This is a genomic window from Roseobacter cerffii (assembly GCF_054226325.1).
This window is the reverse complement of record NZ_CM135757.1, coordinates 154,842-174,531: the sequence shown is the minus strand read 5'-3', so window position 1 is coordinate 174,531 and position 19,690 is coordinate 154,842. Positions and strand designations below refer to the sequence as shown.

Annotated in this window: 17 protein-coding genes; 6 read left to right on the top strand and 11 right to left on the bottom strand. The window is 62.1% G+C overall.

Going from position 1 to position 19,690, the window contains the following annotated elements; translation table 11 throughout:
* Positions 1-14 precede the first annotated feature (14 nt).
* Genes ACVC7O_RS00825 through ACVC7O_RS00810 form a run of 4 tightly spaced genes read right to left on the bottom strand, consistent with a single transcriptional unit; the run spans position 15 to position 6,294 of the window.
* A complete protein-coding gene (locus ACVC7O_RS00825) occupies positions 15-1,289 on the bottom strand; it encodes a bifunctional folylpolyglutamate synthase/dihydrofolate synthase (RefSeq protein WP_458324211.1) in 1,275 nt (424 codons plus the stop codon).
* Positions 1,286-2,236 (bottom strand): acetyl-CoA carboxylase, carboxyltransferase subunit beta, encoded by a 951-nt coding sequence (gene accD, locus ACVC7O_RS00820; protein ID WP_458324210.1) that lies wholly within the window; start codon positions 2,234-2,236, stop codon positions 1,286-1,288. The genes ACVC7O_RS00825 and accD overlap by 4 nt, the downstream gene beginning before the upstream one ends.
* A gap of 56 nt (positions 2,237-2,292) precedes the next feature.
* Positions 2,293-3,192, bottom strand: coding sequence for a CPBP family intramembrane glutamic endopeptidase (locus ACVC7O_RS00815; protein WP_458324209.1), 900 nt, complete (start codon positions 3,190-3,192; stop codon positions 2,293-2,295).
* Between the two features lie 12 nt (positions 3,193-3,204).
* Entirely contained in the window at positions 3,205-6,294 is a 3,090-nt protein-coding gene (locus tag ACVC7O_RS00810; RefSeq protein ID WP_458324208.1) for an ABC transporter transmembrane domain-containing protein, read from the bottom strand.
* A gap of 207 nt (positions 6,295-6,501) precedes the next feature.
* Here ACVC7O_RS00810 and ilvD point away from each other — a divergent pair, with 207 nt between their 5' ends.
* The 3 genes from ilvD (at position 6,502) to ACVC7O_RS00795 (ending at position 9,543) form a co-directional block, all read left to right on the top strand.
* On the top strand, positions 6,502-8,235 hold the full coding sequence (gene ilvD / locus ACVC7O_RS00805; protein ID WP_458324207.1) for a dihydroxy-acid dehydratase: 1,734 nt from the start codon (positions 6,502-6,504) through the stop codon (positions 8,233-8,235).
* Between the two features lie 150 nt (positions 8,236-8,385).
* A complete protein-coding gene (locus tag ACVC7O_RS00800; RefSeq protein ID WP_458324206.1) occupies positions 8,386-9,159 on the top strand; it encodes a DUF6478 family protein in 774 nt (257 codons plus the stop codon).
* Between the two features lie 12 nt (positions 9,160-9,171).
* The gene (locus tag ACVC7O_RS00795) at positions 9,172-9,543 is read left to right on the top strand and encodes a hypothetical protein (protein WP_458324205.1); all 372 of its coding nucleotides are present in this window, start codon (positions 9,172-9,174) and stop codon (positions 9,541-9,543) included.
* Between the two features lie 56 nt (positions 9,544-9,599).
* Here ACVC7O_RS00795 and ACVC7O_RS00790 read toward each other — a convergent pair whose 3' ends face one another.
* The 4 genes from ACVC7O_RS00790 to ACVC7O_RS00775 all read right to left on the bottom strand — a co-directional run bounded on the left by ACVC7O_RS00790 (position 9,600) and on the right by ACVC7O_RS00775 (position 14,116).
* Positions 9,600-10,934, bottom strand: coding sequence for a S41 family peptidase (locus ACVC7O_RS00790; protein ID WP_458324204.1), 1,335 nt, complete (start codon positions 10,932-10,934; stop codon positions 9,600-9,602).
* A gap of 6 nt (positions 10,935-10,940) precedes the next feature.
* On the bottom strand, positions 10,941-12,071 hold the full coding sequence (locus ACVC7O_RS00785) for a murein hydrolase activator EnvC family protein (RefSeq protein WP_458324203.1): 1,131 nt from the start codon (positions 12,069-12,071) through the stop codon (positions 10,941-10,943).
* A complete protein-coding gene (gene gpmI, locus ACVC7O_RS00780; RefSeq protein ID WP_458324202.1) occupies positions 12,068-13,585 on the bottom strand; it encodes a 2,3-bisphosphoglycerate-independent phosphoglycerate mutase in 1,518 nt (505 codons plus the stop codon). The genes ACVC7O_RS00785 and gpmI overlap by 4 nt, the downstream gene beginning before the upstream one ends.
* 81 nt (positions 13,586-13,666) lie before the next feature.
* Complete coding sequence (locus ACVC7O_RS00775) at positions 13,667-14,116, bottom strand: hypothetical protein (protein WP_458324201.1); 450 nt, start codon at positions 14,114-14,116, stop codon at positions 13,667-13,669.
* 233 nt (positions 14,117-14,349) lie between these two features.
* Between ACVC7O_RS00775 and ACVC7O_RS00770 the strand changes: the two genes are divergently transcribed.
* The 3 genes from ACVC7O_RS00770 to polA all read left to right on the top strand — a co-directional run bounded on the left by ACVC7O_RS00770 (position 14,350) and on the right by polA (position 17,917).
* Positions 14,350-14,526 (top strand): zinc-finger domain-containing protein, encoded by a 177-nt coding sequence (locus ACVC7O_RS00770; protein ID WP_458324200.1) that lies wholly within the window; start codon positions 14,350-14,352, stop codon positions 14,524-14,526.
* 61 nt (positions 14,527-14,587) lie between these two features.
* Positions 14,588-15,043 (top strand): hypothetical protein, encoded by a 456-nt coding sequence (locus tag ACVC7O_RS00765; RefSeq protein WP_458324199.1) that lies wholly within the window; start codon positions 14,588-14,590, stop codon positions 15,041-15,043.
* Positions 15,044-15,121: 78 nt separating this feature from the next.
* Positions 15,122-17,917 (top strand): DNA polymerase I, encoded by a 2,796-nt coding sequence (gene polA, locus ACVC7O_RS00760; protein WP_458324198.1) that lies wholly within the window; start codon positions 15,122-15,124, stop codon positions 17,915-17,917.
* On the opposite strand, the gene ACVC7O_RS00755 is transcribed toward polA, so the two are convergent.
* The 3 genes from ACVC7O_RS00755 to ACVC7O_RS00745 form a co-directional block, all read right to left on the bottom strand.
* Complete coding sequence (locus ACVC7O_RS00755) at positions 17,914-18,156, bottom strand: DUF2798 domain-containing protein (RefSeq protein WP_458324197.1); 243 nt, start codon at positions 18,154-18,156, stop codon at positions 17,914-17,916. The genes polA and ACVC7O_RS00755 overlap by 4 nt on opposite strands.
* A gap of 79 nt (positions 18,157-18,235) precedes the next feature.
* The gene (locus ACVC7O_RS00750) at positions 18,236-18,979 is read right to left on the bottom strand and encodes a TIM barrel protein (RefSeq protein ID WP_458324196.1); all 744 of its coding nucleotides are present in this window, start codon (positions 18,977-18,979) and stop codon (positions 18,236-18,238) included.
* 74 nt (positions 18,980-19,053) lie between these two features.
* Positions 19,054-19,629, bottom strand: a complete 576-nt coding sequence (locus tag ACVC7O_RS00745; protein ID WP_458324195.1) for a DUF1285 domain-containing protein — start codon at positions 19,627-19,629, stop codon at positions 19,054-19,056.
* Positions 19,630-19,690 lie beyond the last annotated feature (61 nt).

The following is a 19,690-nucleotide window of genomic DNA, read 5'->3' as shown; positions in this document are numbered from 1 at the left end:
GACGGAAATCGCGCTTATCCGTTCTCGCGCAGGATCGCACCCGCGAGGTAGAGCGACCCGCAAATCAACACCCGTGCATTTGGTGTCTGCGCCGCGACCCGCTCCAGCGCCTCACCGACCGTCGATGCCGTCGATGCCTCGAAACCTGCTTCCTGCGCGGCCCCGGCAGTCGCCTCGGCGGGCAGGGTGTTCGTCTCACCGGGTATCGACACGGCGACCAGCGCTTGAGCAGCCTTCGCCAACGGGCCGAGATAGCCGCCAACATCCTTCGTGTTCAGCATGCCGCAAATGAGATAGGTGGGTCGGCTCGGCAGATCCGCCAGGTGCTGAGCCAGTGCCACCCCGGCTGCAGGGTTGTGCCCACCATCCAGCCACAGCTCGACATTCGGCGCGGCCTCGATCAACGGTCCTGTGCGCAAGCGTTGCATCCGAGCGGGCCATTCCGCCCGGGTGATCGCTGCCTCGCAAGCCACATTATCGATACCAAGTTGCCGCAACACCGTGAGGGCGGCGCCCGCGTTCATCATCTGATGATCACCGGGCAGGTTGGGGCGCGGCAGGTCCAGCAGCCCCTGCTCATCCTGATAGATCATCCCGTCCCGCTCGGGCCCTATGTGCCAGTGTTGCCCATGGGCCAGCACTGGCGCACCCAGCCGCGTCGCGACCTGCTCGATCACATCGAGCCCTGCCTCCTCCTGACGCGCGACGACACAGGGCACGCCACGCTTGATGATCCCCGCCTTCTCAAAGGCGATCTCGCCCAGCGTGTCGCCCAGAAACTGCTGGTGGTCGAGAGACACGGGTGTGATCACGGTCATCTCCGGCTGCGCTACGACGTTCGTCGCATCCAGCCGCCCGCCGAGACCGACCTCCAGCAAGGTGTAATCCGCAGGCACCCGCGCAAAGGCCAGAAGTGCTGCGCAGGTGGTGATCTCGAAGTAAGTGATGTTTTCCCCGTTGTTCGCAGCATAACACTCGTCCAGCACCGCCGTCAGATCATCTTCCGAGATCAATTGCCCTGCGACGCGGATGCGCTCGTGGAACCGAGCGAGATGGGGGCTGGTATAGGCATGCACCGTCTTGCCTGACGCCTCCAGGCCCGCGCGGATCATTGCAAGCGTCGAGCCTTTGCCGTTGGTCCCGGCAATATGGATCACCGGGGGCAGGTCATTCTGCGGGTTGCCAAGAGCGGCGAGCAGGCGCCAGACCCGATCCAGTGTCAGATCGATGATCTTGGGGTGCAAGGTCATCATCCGTTGCAGGATGACGTCCGATGAGGCGGAGGTCATTTCTGCTCGGGCTCGGCGGCTTTGTCTTCTTCTTCCGACAGCGCATGTGGAAGGTCCGCGGGCGGCTCCGGCGGTGGCAAATCACCCCGCACCGCGGGCGGCAGGCCCAGCAGCATCCGCGTAATCGAGATCAGCTCATCCCGCATCTGCCCGCGTGGGGTGACCCGGTCGAGCATCCCGTGATCCAGCAGGTACTCTGCCCGCTGAAACCCCTCGGGTAGCTTCTCGCGGATCGTCTGTTCGATCACCCGCGGGCCAGCAAAACAAATCAGCGCGTTGGGCTCGGCAATATGCACATCGCCCAGCATCGCATAGCTGGCCGTCACGCCACCCGTGGTGGGGTGCGTCAGCACAACGATGTACGGAAGGCCCGCCTCTTTCAGCATCTGCACCGCCACCGTGGTGCGCGGCATCTGCATAAGGCTCAGGATGCCTTCCTGCATCCGCGCGCCGCCAGCAGCAGAGAAGAGGATCAAGGGGCGCTTGAGTTTCACAGCTTCCTGGGCGGCTGCGATGATGGCATTGCCCACGTACATGCCCATGGATCCGGCCATGAAGGAGAAGTCTTGTGCCGCAGCCACGATCGGCGTGCGCCCGATCTCGCCACTGGCGACCAGCATCGCCTCGGCCTCATTGGTCTGCTTCTGCGCCGCCTTCAGCCGATCCGGATAGCGTTTCTGGTCCCGGAAGTTCAGCGGATCCGCCTTGGGCGCTTCCACCGGTACTTCGGTGAAAATGCCGCCATCAAACAGCGCTGTGAAGCGGTCGCGCGGCGTGATGTGCATGTGGTGATTGCAGTTGGTGCAGACGTTCAGGTTGTCCGACACTTCGCGATGGAACAGCATTGTCCCGCATTCGGGGCATTTGGTCCACAGATTGTCCGGCGTCTCGCGGCGCGAGAAGATCGAATTGATCCGCGGCCGGACATAGTTCGTGATCCAGTTCATGGCGGTTCCTTTGGCGTCCCTTGCCTCTAGTTAATCCCGTCCCGGGGAAAGTGCAATCAACGGCGGATGGCCAGACGGGCCGCCAGCCAGCTGACCAGCATGAAGCCAAAATCGACCGGAAGCCAAGCCGCCACAGCCTCGCTGTCGGCCAGTGAAAACGGGCTGTGGTAGAGTGCGAGGCCGGAGAGGCTGTCCGGCATTGAGATGATCAGGATGGCTGTGACGTTGTTGACAAAATGCACCGCAATGACCGGGCCGAGCGTGCCCGCGCGGGCGGTGAGGTCGGCCATCAAGAGCCCGAACACCGTCGCCCAGATTGCGATGGCTTGCGCATTTGGCCCCGCCTCTTCGGGCAGGTAGTGTCCAAGGCCAAAGAGGACCGATGGGATCAGCATCCACACCAGCGGGGCGCGAAACCGTGCGGCCAGTTGCTGTTGGAGATAGCCGCGAAAGAGCACCTCCTCGGCGCTCACCTGAATGAGGACGGACAGAAGAGAGACCGGCAACAGGATTAGCCAGACACCAAGGTTGAGGTTCGAGACCAGCGGTGCATCCATCCCCCAGGGCGGCAAAACCCAGATCACCGCGTTGATCACGATCAGAACGGTCAGAACGTCCCGCAGTTGCCTGAAACATAAGGGCAGATCACCCAGCGTCCCGCCGAAGCCGCGCTTGTGGACCACGCGCAAGGCCACGGCCACGCCGACGATCATGAACCCGAAACTGAAGAGCAGCAGGAACATCGCCATCGGCGTGTCGCCCCGATCGAGCGTATCGGCAAAGCTGCGGGCATTACGGCCCTGCCAGGTGAAGAGCGTCTGAAAGAAGGTCTGATTGCAGATCAGATAGACGCCGGCGGCAATGATCAGACCCATGACCAGCCGCCAGATCTGAGCCGTCTCGCGGGCGGGTGCGATCAGGCGCTCATGCGCGCGGTAAGCGGTGCGCCAGAACATGGATCACTCTCCTTACGCGTCTGCTCGTGCGTATTCCTGATCGTCCTGCGGGATGCTCACACGCGCCTCGCGCAAAAGCTCCGCAGCCCCCGTCAAATGGCCAGCCACCGTCTGCAACAGGCTCATCAGAACCTTCGGGTCCGTCTCGATCACCGCTCGAAACTCATCGGCGCCGATGCGGAGGAACTTAGTCTCTTCCTGCGCCACGAGATCCAACTGCCGCGGTTCATCGAGGATGACAGCCAGATCGCCGATCAACCGACCCGGACCCACGGCTGTCACATCATGCCATTCGTCATCGTCATCACGGTAGCCCATCATGGCATAGCCGGACAGACACAGGTAGGCCGCGTCCGGTTTTTCGCCCATCGTAAAGATGCGCTGGTCCTTCTTGGCCTTGTACCATTGGGCCGAGAAGGCAAGCAGCCGCTGCGAGCGCGAATCCAGGTTCTCGAAGAGCGGCGTGCGCGAGATGACCCGGATTTTCCGGCGCAAATCATCGGAGCCGCTGTCCTCCGTCTCGGTGCTGTCACCCTGCTCCTCACCATCGATGCGCCCGTTCTTGATCTCGACGAACATGTCATAGGCCGTCGGGTTCTCGAACTTGTCTTCCAGGAAGATCATCGTGGTATTGGGCAGCAGGTCCTGCAGCTTGGCGCGCGCGCGTTTGCGGCTCGCCGCATCGTGGCTGGCCAGAACGGTGTCGAGGATCAGGATATCGGGCCGCTTGATCCCGGCCCGGCTGAAGGCCGCGCGCTCCTGGAACACACCGGCCAGATTGGTCCCGCCGAGCCCGGTCTTGACGTCGAGAATAGTCTCGGCGACCTGTCGTTTGAGGCCATGTTTCGACAGGACCTCGGCGACGAGATCTTCGATCAATTCGCCCTGCACACCCGCCATGGACGAAACGCGCCCATAGAGCGCGTTCTCAATGAGCGTCAGGCGCGGCAGGTAGTTTTCCGGCAGGATCGGCACAAAAAGCCCACGCATCCGCTCGCGCATCTCTTCGCCCTTGCTCGCACGGATTTCCAGGATTTCCGTCTTGAAGCTTTCAGGGAAACCGGGGCCGATCTGTTCTGCGGTGAAGGCGAATGGGACTGTCAGGAGCAGAGTAAATTCTTCCTCCGTCAGCGCCCCATCACCCTTCTCCTTGCGCCGGGTGGCGATGTCGACGAGGCGGTCATAAAGCTCCTCTTCAATATCCAGTGCGGTGAACAACGGATGGCTCGTGCCGTCACGCCCGAAGGTCTGGTGCAGCGTCTCGATCAGCGTTTGCGAGATGGCGATGGCCTGTTCCGCCAGATTGAGCTCGGTGATGAGTTCGACCAACCCGCTTTCCGCGGCCAGCCCGCGCTGCGAAATCTGGCGTTTGGGCGCGGCAAACATCAGGTTACCGCCCAGCGGGATTGACGGGTTGAATTCCTCCGGGTGTAGCCGGTTCACATATTCGTTGAGGCCCTCTTCGATCAGCCGCGCGTGCACCTCATCGCGCAGCGAGACAATCGAGGCGGCGAGCTGCGTGTGCGCGTCCGCGTCCATGCGCGACGTCAGCATCCGGCGGAACATCAACTCGTCAATGCCCATCGCTTCAACCAGCTGGAACCACCAGCCGCGAATATCTTCGGCCGAGCTCAGCCCTGCCAGCCCAGGATCCAGCCAATCGGCCTTGATACTGTCCAGACTGTTGCCTGCCCGTTTGGCCTCGGTCGTCTTGCGATCCTTGCGGTCGGGGTCCCACAGCACCGTCTTCGGGCTCGATTTGAGCGGCATCAACAGGTTGTCGCCCAACGTGCCATCAAAGAGATAAGGCCGGGAATGAGCATAGCCGATGCGCGCCGCGATCACCGATTGGTGCAGTTCCGACAAATCATGCCCGGTGACGGTCACGCTGCCCCGTGCGGGCAGCACTTCCCGCGTCAGAAGTTCGGCCAGCGCCGTACGTTCCACCTGGCTGGTTGTCTGGATCGCCACACGCGCGCCCGCCGGTATCTCGAGGCTGATGCTTTCCAGAACCGGGTTTCCATCCGAATTGCGCACGGTCACATTGTCGATGGAGATCGCGCCATCGAGGTGCGGCACCTCTTCGGGCTCACCCTCAAAGAGCTTCTCGTCGATCATGCCTTTCGGCGCGAAACGCTCTGTCACGATATCCCAGCGCAGCGACATATCCTGCACCTGGTTGTAATAGGTCAGCAGCTCTTTCCAAGGGGAGCTGAGATCCTTGTAAGCCGCCAGTGCCGCGACCAGCGCGCCCACGGTGATGTCGCCCCGGATCGCAAGGTATCCGCCCGCGGAATAGAAGAAGAAGGGCGTCAGCTGCGTAATGAAGTTGTTGAGAAACTTCATGAAAAATTTCTTCTGGTAGATCTGGAAGCGGATCTCGAAGAGCCGCCCCAGGCGGTCCGTGAACGTCGCAAGACGATAGCGCAGGCCGCCATTTGTGCGCAGATCACCAATGCCCGCCGCTGTCTCGCCGATCTCGGAGGAGAAGCTGCGCACCTCTACGATGCGCTTCTTGTTCAGCTGGTTGATCTGGCGCTGCAGCATCGGGATGAGCCAGGCCTGCAGCGGGATCAGCGCGACACCTGCCAGCCCGAACCACACGCTCTGGGCAAAGAGGAAGATCACGATGATCAGCATCTGCCCCGCCTGGAACACCGGTTGTGCCACCGCATCGCCCATCAGCCCGCCCATGGGCTCGGCCTCGGATGTGACCATCGACACCAATTCGCCCTGGCTCGTATTGCGGAAATAGCTGCGTGGAAAGCGCGTCATCCGGTTGATCAGCCGATAACGGAAGCGCCGCAGCATGCGTTCGGCCAGCACACCCTTCATTGTATTCAACCGCATTTTCAGCAGCCCGTGCACCAGCACCGCGCCCAGATAGGCAAAGCACAGGGCCATCAGGAACTGTGTCTGGGTCATACTGATCCCGATCACCGTCACCGTTTCTGTGGCGGCCCCGATGGCATCGTTGATGATCCGCTTCGGCAGCTCGAGCGTGGCGTAGAGGAACGGGAAGGTGAAGAGCGTGAAGAACAGCAGAAAGAGCTGCTCTCGTTTGGAAAATTTCCAAATGAACGCAAAGAGTGAAGATTCCATGCAATGGCTTTCGGTATAGGGCTGACGCAGCACCGGGTGCGGGGCGTCAGGCGCACACTCACGGGTGATTCAACTACTTAGGGCTGCACCTATGCCAATACAAGCGCACATATGGTCAGGCCGTGTGCATATCTGAACGCTTGTGGCTTGCAGGCCATCGGGGGGTTGGCTATTCGAACAGGGACGTTTTTGAGGGGGAGACAGCCCATGACCAGCCAGCGCTTCGACAAATCCAGACTGCCCAGTCGCCATGTAACCGAAGGGCCCGCGCGCGCGCCGCATCGGTCGTATTACTACGCCATGGGCATGACGGAGGAGGAGATTCACCAGCCGCTGGTCGGTGTCGCCACCTGCTGGAACGAGGCCGCCCCCTGCAACATCGCGCTCAACCGTCAGGCGCAGGCCGTCAAGATGGGCGTGAAGCGCGAATACGGGACGCCGCGCGAATTCACCACCATCACCGTGACGGATGGAATCGCCATGGGACATGAGGGTATGCGCTCGTCCCTCGCCTCGCGCGAGGCCATCGCCGATACGGTCGAATTGACCATGCGCGGGCATTGCTACGACGCCATCGTAGGGCTCGCGGGCTGCGACAAATCCCTGCCCGGCATGATGATGGCGATGATCCGGCTGAACGTGCCCTCCGTGTTTCTTTATGGCGGGTCGATCTTGCCCGGGCGGCTGAACGGCAAGGACGTGACCGTGCAGGACGTCTTCGAAGCGGTGGGCCAGCATCAGGCGGGCAATATGACCACCTGCGAGCTAGAGAAGCTCGAAGCCGTTGCGTGTCCCTCCGCAGGCGCCTGCGGCGGCCAGTTCACCGCAAACACCATGGCCTGTGTGTCAGAGGCCATTGGTCTCGCCCTTCCAAACTCCGCGGGTGCACCTGCGCCTTATGAGAGCCGCGACGCCTATGCCGAAGCCTCGGGCGCGGCGGTGATGAACCTGATCGAGAAAAACATCCGCGCGCGGGACATCGTCACGCGCAAGAGCCTCGAAAACGCCGCGCGGATCGTCGCGTGCACGGGTGGGTCGACCAACGCGGGCCTGCACCTGCCCGCAATGGCCCATGAGGCAGGCATCGATTTCTTCCTTGAAGATGTCTGCGAGATCTTCCGCGACACGCCTTATTTCGTCGACCTGAAGCCCGGCGGCCAGTATGTGGCGAAAGACATGTACGAGGTGGGCGGCGTCCCCGTGGTCATGAAAGAGCTGCGCAAGGCGGGGCTGATCCACGAAGACTGCATGACCGTGACCGGCTGCTCCATCGGCGAAGAGCTGGACAAGGTCTCGCTTGAAGCGGATGGCCGCGTGATCTACCCGGTCGAAACCCCGCTCAGCACGACGGGCGGCGTGGTCGGCTTGAAAGGCAACCTCGCCCCGGAAGGCGCCATCGTGAAGATCGCCGGGATGGAGCCGCAGCACCTCCTCTTCACCGGCCCCGCGCGCGTCTTCGAATGCGAGCAGGACGCCTTCGAGGCGGTGCAGAACCGCACCTATGAAGAAGGCGACGTCTTCGTGATCCGCAACGAAGGCCCCGCGGGCGGGCCCGGCATGCGCGAGATGTTGGCGACCACAGCCGCCCTCTCGGGTCAAGGCATGGGCAAGAAGGTGGCGCTGATCACCGATGGCCGCTTCTCGGGTGCCACGCGCGGGTTCTGTGTCGGCCACGTGGGTCCCGAGGCGGCGCATGGTGGGCCCATCGCGCTGCTGAAAGACGGCGACATGATCACGCTCAACGCGCTCGAAGGCACCATCTCGGTCGATGTGTCGGATGACGAGATGGCCGAGCGCAAGGCTGCCTGGACCGGGCCGCGCCCGACGATCTATGGCGCAGGCGCGCTCTGGAAATATGCCAAGCTCGTGGGCCCGACATATCTTGGCGCGGTCACGCATCCCGGCGCCAAGGAAGAAGGTCACGAGTATATGGCGCTCTGATCGGTATCGCTGGTGCCCGCCATACGCGGGGCCAGCCATCACACGACACAATCAAGAAAAAAGAAGCGGATTGTCCCGCAATCGTGGTTTATACTCTCGCAACCCTTTCGGTGGATAACCGAAATGCGCAGCGCGAGGCAGACAGGACGGATGGGTAAAAGCGGCGACACCTTCTGGGACACGGCGATCTATCGCCGGGCGCTGCACCGCTGGGCGCTGTCGGCGCGCGACGCCAAGACAGCCAAGCTGAGCCTGCTGCGGCGACAGCGCACCCGTGCGCGGATGTTGCGCGCTCATCTCGACCGTCTCATTCACACCGCGGACGAACGTCTGGCCCTGCCGGTCGTAGGGTCAAACAGCTTTCCGAAACCGCACAATGCCGATTGGTCCTGGCGCCCCGAGCTCTGGCGCGGCCCGTTGGCAACCCCGGGGCAGGCCGGGATCCGGAATCAGGCAAAGGTCGGAGATGAGATCACCGTTTTCCATGATTGCGACCGGTCAGAGCTCACCCTGCGGCAGGTCCGAAACGCACGGCAGGAAGACCTCGCACCATACGGGTTGCGGGTCGATGTCTTCCGATTTGACGGCTCCTTTCTCTCGGTCGTGCTCGACTTGCCGGACCCCGCCATCGACGGGTTGAAACGCACGCATATCCTGCAACTGAGCACCCTCATCGACATGGAAAAGCCCATTGAGATCTTCGCGCGGCTGAACATTCGGCACGGTCCCAACACCGAACAGATGGTGCGCGAGTTCGATCTGCGGGATGCATCCGTCACCGTGGATTTCGATCTCGCCTATTCCAACCTGAACGAACAGCGCGTCGAACGGGCCTGGATTGACCTGATCTTCGAGGGGCCGGACATGAATCTTGTGACCCTGCGGGATCTGACCTTCTCGCGCCGTCAACGCGCGCAGATCTAGGAGACGTTACGGATGGGCGAATTGGTCGTAACCAAAACCAAGATGCAAGGCGGGGTCTGGCAAGGTATCGTTTCCGGCGGTGGAACGACCGCACCAGAGATCAGCGTCACCCATCTCGAGACACAGGTGCCGGACGTCACGATGACAGCCGTTGATGGGACCACCGATTGGCTTCTGCAGTTCCCCCTGCCTGCCGAGGCCATTGCTGACGGGGTTCAGACCATCTTGATCAGCAACGCCGAAACCGGGGCACGGTTGGACAGCGTCACGTTGATCGCGGGGGAAGCTCTGGGCGACGATCTGCGCGCCGAGGTCGATCTGCTGCGCGCTGAGCTTGATCTGCTGAAACGCGCCTTTCGCCGCCACTGTGTCGAGACCGCCTAAATGAAAAACCCCGCCGTTCAGGGGCGGGGTTCTTTGTGTGTCTGAGTTGGCGGGGATTACTCCACCGGCACCAGCGCATTCAGACCTTTGAGAATATCGATGGCATAGGCCAGCTGATAATCCTCTTCGCGCAGTGCCGCTGCCGCTTCTGCCTTGGCCCGGTCCGCTTCGATCTGTTTGATCTCATCTTCCGACAGGCTGTCGTTGTTCAGGCTGCCGCGCAAATCCGCTTCGGAACGCAAGCTGCGCGGCGAGTCGTCCTCTTCCTCTGTCTCGGGCACACGCCGGGGCTGCTCCACCACGATGTCCGGAGAGACGCCCAGCGACTGGATCGAGCGGCCCGACGGGGTGTAGTAGCGTGCGGTGGTCAGGCGCATCGCGCCCTCGCCTCGCAGCGGCATCACCGTCTGCACCGACCCTTTGCCAAAGCTCTTGGTTCCCACGACGATCGCGCGGCGGTGATCCTGCAGCGCACCGGCAACGATCTCGGAGGCCGAGGCCGAACCACCATTTATCAGAACCACGATTGGCTTGCCCTCGGCCAGGTCACCGGAGGTGGCGTTGAAACGCTCCCCGTCCTGGATCTCGCGGCCCCGGGTGCTCACGATCTCGCCTTCTTCGAGGAAAGCGTCCGACACCCGGATCGCCTGGTTCAGCAGACCACCTGGATTGTTGCGCAGGTCGATCACGATGCCATTGATCTTGTCGATCCCGCCCGCTTCTTCGATCTGCTCTTCGAGACCCGCTTCGAGGTTGGTGTAGGTTTGGTCGTTGAACGTTGTGACGCGCAACACGACCGTATCGCCTTGAGTCCGTGTGCGCACTGCGGTCAGCTTGATGGTGTCGCGGATGATCGACACGTCAAAGGGCTCTACCTCGCCCTCGCGAACGATCGTGATCAGGATTTCCGAGCCCACCGGCCCCCGCATCATCTCCACCGCTTCATCCAGCGTCAGGCCGAGCACGGATTCCCCATCCACATGGGTGATGAAATCGCCCGCCTCGACACCGGCCTCATCCGCAGGTGTGCCGTCGATGGGCGAGACGACCTTCACAAAGCCCTCTTCCTGCGTGACCTCGATGCCGAGGCCCCCAAACTCACCGCGGGTCTGGACGCGCATCTGCGCGGCGTCATCGGGCGAGAGGTAGCTGGAATGCGGATCGAGCGAGGTCAGCATCCCGTCAATCGCCGCTTCGATCAGTTCCTTGCTGTCCACTTCTTCGACATATTGCGCCCGGATCCGCTCAAAGATGTCACCGAAGAGATCGAGTTGCTCGTAGACATTGCTCGACTTCGCGCTTTCCTGCGCCAGAAGGGGCCCTACCACCTGCGTGGTCGCAAGGATACCTGCGAGGGTGCCGCCCACTGCCGCCATGGCAAGTTTTTTCATTGGTCTCTATCCATCCTTATCGGTTCGGAACCAGAGGCTCGGGTCCTCGGGCACGTTCTGATGTCTTACTTCTATATAGAGCGTTTCTGACCGCTCGATGCCAGTGTCATCACCATCTGTTGACAATTCCCGCCGGTTTTCAGCCGCAGCGTCCCCCATAAGCCCCAAGGGTGCGCCCACGTCAATGACCTCCCCGGCGGTACCGTAAACAACGTCCAAACCTGCCAGAATAAAGAGCACATCGGCCTGTGGCTCCAGAATCACCACCTGTCCGAGATCGAGCAGAGGCCCGGTATAGCGGATTGTCGCCGCAACCGGGCTGGTGACAATGGCCTCGGGGCGCGTTGCCATGATGATGCCGGGCCGTGTCACCCCCGCCGCATCCGCCGCCCCCGCTGCGCGCAGAATGATGCCCTGGACCGGCAGTTGAAGATCGCCCTTGTTACCAGCGAGTGTTGTTGGTGCCGGGACCGTCACATCGACTGCCACACGGGACAACCCGCGCGCAAAACTGTCGAGCGTTTCGGCAGAGGCAAGCAGGATCGCCTCGCGCACCGGGTCTTGCGTGAACCGCATGGGCAGTTCGGTGCGTTCTGCAATCGCCTGGTTCAGTGCGGTGCGCGCGGCCTGTACCTGGTTCAGCCCCTTGGTCAATTGACCCGCCGCATCCGTTTGCATGGCGCGCAAGATCTGCAGATCCTCGAGATCACGCCGCAGGTTGCTGGCCCGCGCATTCAAGGCCGGGGTCATCTCCGCCAGCAGCATCCCGGAGCGCGCCGTACCCATCGGCCCCGCGGGGTGCAGGAAAGCAATGGGAGACTGTTGCGCGCCGATCCGTTGCAGCACCGCCAACAGTGCGGCGACCTCTTCATTCCGCGCTTGCAGCTGTGCGGCCAGTTGCGCCTCGCGCACTGATGCCTGCCGCAAACCGCTGCGCAAGGTGGCCAACCCTTCCTCGAAGGCCTGAATGGTCTGGGTCAGCGCGCGCACCCGGTCGCGGGCGGATTCGGCGGCTTCAAGCTGCTCAGAGGCCGCCTGCAACATGGCCATCGCGGCACGGGCACGGTCGGCATTTTCCGGCTGCGCAACAGCCCAAGAGGGTAGCAGCAGGAAAATGATCCACGCGAGCCATTTCATGACAGCAAGCACCGTCCCGTCATCTCTGGTGGCGGATCGATCCCCATCAGGTGCAGGACCGTCGGTGCCAGATCGGCCAGACGCCCGTCACTCAGCTCAGCACCCTCTGGGCCGCCCACCACCGCAACCGGCACGGGGTTCAGCGTATGCGCCGTATGCGGCCCACCCGTCTCGGGGTCGATCATCACATCGCAATTGCCGTGATCTGCGGTCACGATCATCGCACCGCCCACGGCCTCCAGCGCGTCGAGCGCGGCACCCAGCCCCTGATCAACCGCCTCACAGGCCTTGATCGCGGCACCCAGATCGCCGGTATGCCCCACCATATCCGGGTTGGCATAATTCACGACAATCAGGTCATATCCCGCCTCGATTGCGCTCACCAAAGCCTCGGTCACCTCACCCGCCGACATCTCGGGCTGCAGATCATAGGTGGCGACATCCGGGGACTTCGGCATTTTCCGGTCCTCGCCATCGAAAGACACTTCTTCGCCGCCGTTCAGGAAGAAGGTCACATGCGGATACTTCTCCGTCTCTGCCAGCCGGAACTGGCGCAGCCCCTTCTGCGAGACCCAGTCGCCCAGCGTGTTCACGATCTCGGGCTTGGGGTACATCACCGACATATATTCGGAATGCGCCTCGGAATACTGCGCCATGCCCATCAGCGCGGCCCAGTTGGGCCGGTCACCGGTTGTAAAAGCATCGAACTGCGGATCACCAATCGCCGCCATAATCTCACGTGCCCGGTCCGCGCGAAAGTTCAGACAGAACACCGCATCGCCGTTCTTGGCGCCTGTGTATCCTTCGAGCACTGTTGGCAGGATGAACTCATCCGTTTCATCGCGGGCATAGGCCTCGGCGACAGCGGTTTCCGCATCCGCCGCGCTGGTCCCCTCGCCCTTGACGATGGCGGCATAGGCCTTCGACACCCGATCCCAACGGTTGTCACGGTCCATCGCATAGTAGCGGCCCGTGACCGTCGCGATTGTCGCGCGATCCGGCAGCGCCTCCTGAAGTGTCTCAAAATAGCCCTGCGCCGTCTTCGGCCCCACGTCCCGCCCGTCTGTCAGCGCATGAATGACAACCGGCACGTTCGCCGCATTGAGCGCCTTGGCCGCCGCGATCATATGGGTGAGATGCCCGTGCACTCCACCATCCGACACCACGCCAATCAGATGCGCCGTGCCACCCGTGCCATGCAGCCGCGTGATGAAGGCTTTCAGCCGCGTGTTTTCTGCAAAGGTCCCCTCTTCGATCGCCAGATCGATCTGGCCGAGGTCCATCGCCACCACGCGGCCAGCGCCGATGTTCGTATGGCCCACCTCGGAATTGCCCATCTGCCCTTTCGGCAGGCCCACATCCGGGCCAAATGTCGTCAGTGTCGCATTTGGACAGGTCGCCATGATCCGGTCCATCGTGGGTGTCTCAGCCAGCAGCGGTGCATTGCCCTCGCGGCGGTCACTGATCCCCCATCCGTCGAGGATACAAAGGACAACGGGCTTCTTCGCAGACATGAATACTGGCTTCCGGTTTTGGCGGTTCGCCTCCTTCTAACGGCTGTCGGAGCGCGGGTGAACCCGTTTCACCACCGTCCGTCAATGCGTATGCAGCGTGCCATTCTCACCGACGAATTTCGTGCCGGTGTTCAACCGTGGCGGATAGCTTCCCTGGGACAGCCCATGTTCGATCAACGTCTTGGGCGGGATATCCCGACAGCCGTACTCCTCCAGGTACTCAATACAATCCGCATAGCCGGTTTTACCCTGATAGTTCGCTTTCAATTCTTCATAGGCCCGCTGCAAGCGCGGCTGGTCCATATTGGTTCCGAAGTCAATCCGGCTGCCCTTGTCGTTGCCGTATTTGAAATGCGGCTTGCTGATCTCGACGTGCAAATGGCAGGCCGCAGGCACGCCGATGAACCAGCCGCCGTCGTCTGCGCGCGTTTTCGCGTAGAGCTGCAGCGGTGCCTGATCCGCTTTGCGCTGCAAAAGCTGCAAAGATTGGACGGTACCGCTCTGATCGGCTCGCGCGCGCAGCTGCATCATTCTGGCATCCGCCCGGGATTGCCCGGCGCCACCCGCATCTCTCCGCAACTTTTTCCGTGGTGATCTGACCTGAAGCATGACGACTCTCCTCGAGTGACCTATCCCGCCCGTATGTACGCTATGCATGTGATCCCAACCGGTCAATCAGCTGAGCCTCGCCGCGCACGCAGAGGCTTGCGACTGGCAAGCGCTTTGGTCATAACAGCAGCGCAAAGCCAAAGGACCCGCCTCCCATGCAGCAGCCGCCCGAAACCAAGATCGTTGAGAGTTTCCGCATCGCCTGTGATGGCGGTGAAGGTGCCCTGGGCCACCCGCGTGTCTGGCTGCAGATCCCGAAAGACACCGGTTGGGTCGAATGTGGCTACTGTGACTGCAAATACATCCACAAGAGTTTCGCCGAGAAGTCCTGAACTGCGCCCTTTTTCTGCCCTTTTCAGCGGTTAGGTCCGCGACGAGCAAAGGAGCAGTGCCGTGCAGATCGAGGCCCCTGATCAACCAATCCCGTTCTCCATCGCAGCCATCGCGCTCGGCGGGCTGGGTCTTTTTATTGCCTTGCTGGTCATGTTCGCAGGCCCTTTTGCACCCCAGCCAGACATCGGCACCACGATGGGCGAGATCGCGGGCAACATGCGTGCCGCCGCCTGGCGCTCATTGTTCGGTTTGGAACAGCCAGATACGACAGTTGTGCAACGCGCTTGGGATGTTGACCGCATCTTGATGGTGGCGGCACCTGCCGCGGGTGTGCTCGGCATTCTCATGGCCACCACAGCCTACATACGCCGCGAGCCGAAACAGGTGGCTGGCTACGGCATGGCACTGAGCGTCTGTGCTATCTTCGTCCAGGTCCTGCTGATCATCGTAATGATCATCGCGGGTGTCATGCTGCTGATCGGGATACTGCAGAACATGGACTCCATCTTCGGGTAGTACCCACCTCACCGAAGCCTTTCTGGACTTCGCCGCGCTGTCACGCCATGTAGGCAGACAACAGCGTGGGAGACGGGCATGGCATTCGGCAAAGGGCATCATCTTCATCTGATCGACGGATCAGCCTTCATCTTCCGCGCCTATCACGCGCTGCCGCCACTCACCCGAAAGTCCGACGGCCTACCCATCGGCGCGGTTTCAGGCTTCTGCAACATGCTGCAGCGCTATGTGGAGACGAGCACGGGTGACGATGCTCCCACGCATGTCGCCGTGATCTTCGACAAGGGCAGCCACACCTTCCGCAACGAGATCTACGACCAGTACAAGGCCAACCGCGAGGCGATGCCCGAGGATCTGCGCCCGCAAATCCCTCTGACGCGACGCGCGACCGAGGCCTTCAACATCGCCTGCAAGGAGCTGGAAGGTTACGAGGCCGACGACATTATCGCCACGCTCTCGGTACAGGCGCGGGCCGCCGGTGGGCGCTGCACCATCATCAGCTCGGACAAGGATCTGATGCAGCTGGTCGGCGACGGTGTCGAAATGCTCGACGCGATGAAGAACAAGCGCATCGACCGCGACGGTGTGTTTGAGAAATTCGGCGTCTATCCGGACCGCGTCGTAGACGTGCAAGCGCTTGCCGGTGACAGCGTCGACAATGTCCCAGGCGCGCCGGGGATCGGGGTCAAGACGGCGGCCCTTCTGATCAACGAATACGGTGATCTCGACGCGCTGCTGGAACGCGCCGAAGAGATCAAACAGCCCAAGCGCCGCCAAACCCTGATCGATCACGCAGACCAAATCCGGCTGTCGCGCCAACTGGTGCTGCTGGAAGAAAACACACCGTTGGATTTCACCCTCGACGATCTGGAAGTGCGCACGCCGGACCCCGAGCAGCTGATGCCGTTCCTGGCCGAGATGGAGTTCCGCACCCTTACCAAGCGCATCGCCACGCAGCTCGAAGTCGAACCACCCGAGATCGACGACACCCCCGCCTCCGCGCCCGAAGCGCCGGAAATCGAGGAGGTGCCCTTCGACCGTGCGGGCTATTCCAAAATCGGCACCGCGGACGAGTTGCAGGCCTGGATCGACCAGATTTACGAGCGCGGCTACGTGGCTGTCGATACCGAGACCACCGGCCTCAACGAGATGACCGCCGATCTGGTTGGCATCTCGCTCAGCGTCGAACCGGGGCAGGCCTGTTACGTGCCGCTCATTCACAAGAAGAGCAGCAGTGATGATCTCTTCGGCTCCGATGATCTGGCCGACGGCCAGATGGCGGTGGACGAGGCGCTGGAGATGCTGAAACCCATGCTCGAAGACCGCTCGATCCTCAAGATCGGTCAGAACATGAAGTACGACCTGAAGATCTTCGCCCGCCACGATATCACCGTGGCCCCCATCGACGACACGATGCTGATGTCCTACGCCATGCACGGCGGCCTGCACAATCATGGCATGGACACGCTTGCCGAGCGCTACCTCAACCACACACCGATCCCGATCAAACCCTTGTTAGGCTCTGGTAAATCGGCGATCACCTTCGACAAGGTGCCGCTGGACGACGCCGTACCCTACGCCGCCGAAGATGCCGATATCACCCTGCGCCTCTGGCAGCAGTTCAAGCCCTCGCTGCACCGCGCCCAGGTCACCCGGGTCTATGAGACGCTCGAACGCCCGATGGTGCCCGTGCTGGCGCAGATGGAACGGACCGGCATCAAAGTCGATCGCGACACGCTCAGCCGCATGTCCAACGCTTTCAGCCAGAGCATGGCGGGGCTTGAGGCGGAAATCCATGAGTTGGCGGGGCGCAGCTTCAACGTCGGCTCTCCCAAACAGCTGGGCGAAATCCTGTTCGACGAGATGGGGCTGGAAGGCGGCAAGAAGGGCAAGACAGGCGCCTATGCTACCGGCGCGGATGTGCTGGAAGACCTCGCTACCGAACACGAACTGCCCGCCCGCGTGCTCGACTGGCGCCAGATCAGCAAGCTGAAATCGACCTATACCGACGCGCTGCAGGACCATATCAACGACGAGACAGGGCGCGTGCACACATCGTACTCGATTGCCGGTGCCTCCACGGGCCGTCTCGCCTCGACCGACCCCAACCTGCAGAACATCCCGATCCGCACCGAGGAGGGCCGCCGCATCCGCGAGGCCTTTGTGGCAGAAGACGGCAAGACACTTGTCGCCCTAGATTACTCGCAGATCGAGCTGCGCATCCTCGCGCATATCGCCGACATCCCCGCGCTGAAGGAGGCCTTCACGCGAGGCGACGACATCCACGCCATGACCGCCTCCGAGATGTTCGACGTGCCCATGGACGAGATGACGCCCGAAATCCGCCGCCGCGCCAAGGCGATCAACTTCGGCGTGATCTACGGCATCTCGGGCTTTGGCCTCGCGCGCAACCTGCGCATCCCACGCGGCGAGGCGCAGGAGTTCATCAACCGATATTTCGAACGCTTCCCGGGCATCCGCACCTACATGGACGACACCAAAGCCTTCGCGAAAGAGCACGGCTATGTGCAGACGCTCTTTGGACGGCGTATCCACACGCCCAACATCGGTGCCAAGGGTCCGCATGCGGGCTTTGCCGCCCGCGCCGCGATCAACGCGCCGATTCAGGGCACCGCCGCCGACGTCATCCGCCGCGCTATGGTCCGGATGCCCGATGCCATCGCAAAGTTGCCCGCCAAGATGCTGCTGCAGGTGCATGACGAACTGCTCTTCGAAGTGGAGCAAGGCGCGGAAGACGATCTGATCGGGGCGGCGCGCGATGTCATGGAAGCCGCCTGTGATCCCGTTGTGAAGCTCGATGTGCAGCTCAGCGTCGATGCGGGGCAGGGCGAGAACTGGGCCGTCGCGCACTAACCTTGCGTCTGCGACTCCGGTCGCACCAGCCGTGCCACGATCCGCCGGGTGATCGGCGCGACCACCAGCACTGTGGGGAAGGCCACCGCCCAGCTGGGCAGCCAGTTCGTCATCCAGAGCAGCACGAACCCGTCGATCCAACCGACCGTCCGCACCGTCGCAATCCCCGAGACGATGAACGACATCAGGCCGGACAGAATGAAGCCGAAAAGGACGTGTTGGTAACGGGCGGGAATCATGACTGCTCTCCTGCAAGGACGCCGCGACTATAGGACCAGCGGACCCGATTGCCATGTGCCGCCGCGCACAGAACGCCCGCTATCTGCGCAGCCTTTGCAGATGCTCTCGGTGCTCCTCCGGCGGTGCCGCGCGCGCATATCCGACACTCACCCATCCGTCGTAAGCAATATCCATCAGGCCGGTGGCCAACGCTTCCAGTCGGGCGGCGCCGTCTGGCGGGTCGGAGATTTGCACATGTCGGATCAGCTTGGCATGCGCCTCCAGCACCTCAACCGCATCGCCGTGCAACACTTCGGCCTCATAGCTGTCGAACTGCAATCCAACATTTGACGCCCCGACCTCCTGCAGGATTGCCGCCGCCTGATCATAGCCGTTCAGAAACGAGCCCGGCAGGTCGGTGGCATTTGCCGGGCTGATCGTGATCAGCAGACCGTCAGGGGCCGCCGCTGCCGCAGCCTTGAGGTTCTGCACCAGTGTCTGGCGCGCTGCGTCACCCCCCGCCGCACCCGCGAGCAATTGCAGCACTGGCGTCCGCAGCGCCCCGCAATAACGCACCGCCCGCCGCAGATCGTAAGAGAACCGATCCGCCACCTCCGGCACCGCCGCAAATCCGCGTGCTCCGCCGGTATAGTTCGGCGGCGGGGCAGCGATGCGCACCATCTGCAGCCCGGCCCGCATCAGCGCGCGCTGCGTCTCCTTCGCGGGCATCTCATAAGGAAACATCACGTCGGCGCCATCAAATCCGGCCTCCGCCGCAGCATCGAACCTGTCAAGATACGGCAGCTCCGGCCAAAGAGCACTCAAGTTGGCGGCAAATTTCATGTAGAGGTCCGGCTGCGGTCTTCGGTCGGCGGCACGTTAGGGCGCACCGCAAGACACCGCAAACCGGTTTCGCGTCAGAGCAGGTCGGCGCTTGGAATAATCGGGAAGAAGGTGCCTTTCGACCACACCCCGAACCAATCGTCGTGGTGCGCGCCGATATCGACCAGCCGATAGAAGCTTTTCCGGTCGATCAGCGCGTCCAGTTCGGCACGCACGCGCACGTAAGGAGAAGGCTCACCGGTCTCGGCATCCCGCACCACGCGGATCGGCAGATCAGCACTTGCCACGACCTTGTCGTCGACCTGCGTCACGAAGGTCAGCACCTGATCGGCGCCCTCGCCCGTCGCCTCGAAATCCACCGCAACGAAGGGCGCGTCATCCACTGTGATCCCCACCTTCTCGACCGGGGTCACCAGGAAGTATTTCTCGCCCTCTTTCTTGAGAATCGACGAGAACAGCTTGACCAGACCGGGTCGCCCGATCGGCGTGCCCTGGTAAAACCATGTCCCATCCCGCGCGATCCGCATGTCCAGATCGCCGCAAAATGGCGGGTTCCAGAGATGCACGGGCGGCAATCCGCGCGTTTTTGCGGCAGTTAACGACGCCGCAAGACTTTCTGCCGACGGTGTCACGGTTTTTTGTCCACTCATTGCTTTTGCCATTTCCCTTAGGCGCGATAGGTTACACCATGCATATAAGCTACCGGAGTAG

Coding starts and splice junctions, on each gene's coding strand:
- polA (WP_458324198.1), top strand. CDS start 15,122: ATGGCATTCGGCAAAGGGCATCATCTTCATCTGATCGACGGATCAGCC.
- ACVC7O_RS00790 (WP_458324204.1), bottom strand. CDS start 10,934: ATGAAAAAACTTGCCATGGCGGCAGTGGGCGGCACCCTCGCAGGTATC.
- ACVC7O_RS00775 (WP_458324201.1), bottom strand. CDS start 14,116: ATGATGCAGCTGCGCGCGCGAGCCGATCAGAGCGGTACCGTCCAATCT.
- ACVC7O_RS00810 (WP_458324208.1), bottom strand. CDS start 6,294: ATGGAATCTTCACTCTTTGCGTTCATTTGGAAATTTTCCAAACGAGAG.
- accD (WP_458324210.1), bottom strand. CDS start 2,236: ATGAACTGGATCACGAACTATGTCCGGCCGCGGATCAATTCGATCTTC.
- ACVC7O_RS00785 (WP_458324203.1), bottom strand. CDS start 12,071: ATGAAATGGCTCGCGTGGATCATTTTCCTGCTGCTACCCTCTTGGGCT.
- ACVC7O_RS00795 (WP_458324205.1), top strand. CDS start 9,172: ATGGGCGAATTGGTCGTAACCAAAACCAAGATGCAAGGCGGGGTCTGG.
- gpmI (WP_458324202.1), bottom strand. CDS start 13,585: ATGTCTGCGAAGAAGCCCGTTGTCCTTTGTATCCTCGACGGATGGGGG.
- ACVC7O_RS00815 (WP_458324209.1), bottom strand. CDS start 3,192: ATGTTCTGGCGCACCGCTTACCGCGCGCATGAGCGCCTGATCGCACCC.
- ilvD (WP_458324207.1), top strand. CDS start 6,502: ATGACCAGCCAGCGCTTCGACAAATCCAGACTGCCCAGTCGCCATGTA.
- ACVC7O_RS00800 (WP_458324206.1), top strand. CDS start 8,386: ATGGGTAAAAGCGGCGACACCTTCTGGGACACGGCGATCTATCGCCGG.
- ACVC7O_RS00750 (WP_458324196.1), bottom strand. CDS start 18,979: ATGAAATTTGCCGCCAACTTGAGTGCTCTTTGGCCGGAGCTGCCGTAT.
- ACVC7O_RS00755 (WP_458324197.1), bottom strand. CDS start 18,156: ATGATTCCCGCCCGTTACCAACACGTCCTTTTCGGCTTCATTCTGTCC.
- ACVC7O_RS00825 (WP_458324211.1), bottom strand. CDS start 1,289: ATGACCTCCGCCTCATCGGACGTCATCCTGCAACGGATGATGACCTTG.
- ACVC7O_RS00770 (WP_458324200.1), top strand. CDS start 14,350: ATGCAGCAGCCGCCCGAAACCAAGATCGTTGAGAGTTTCCGCATCGCC.
- ACVC7O_RS00745 (WP_458324195.1), bottom strand. CDS start 19,629: ATGAGTGGACAAAAAACCGTGACACCGTCGGCAGAAAGTCTTGCGGCG.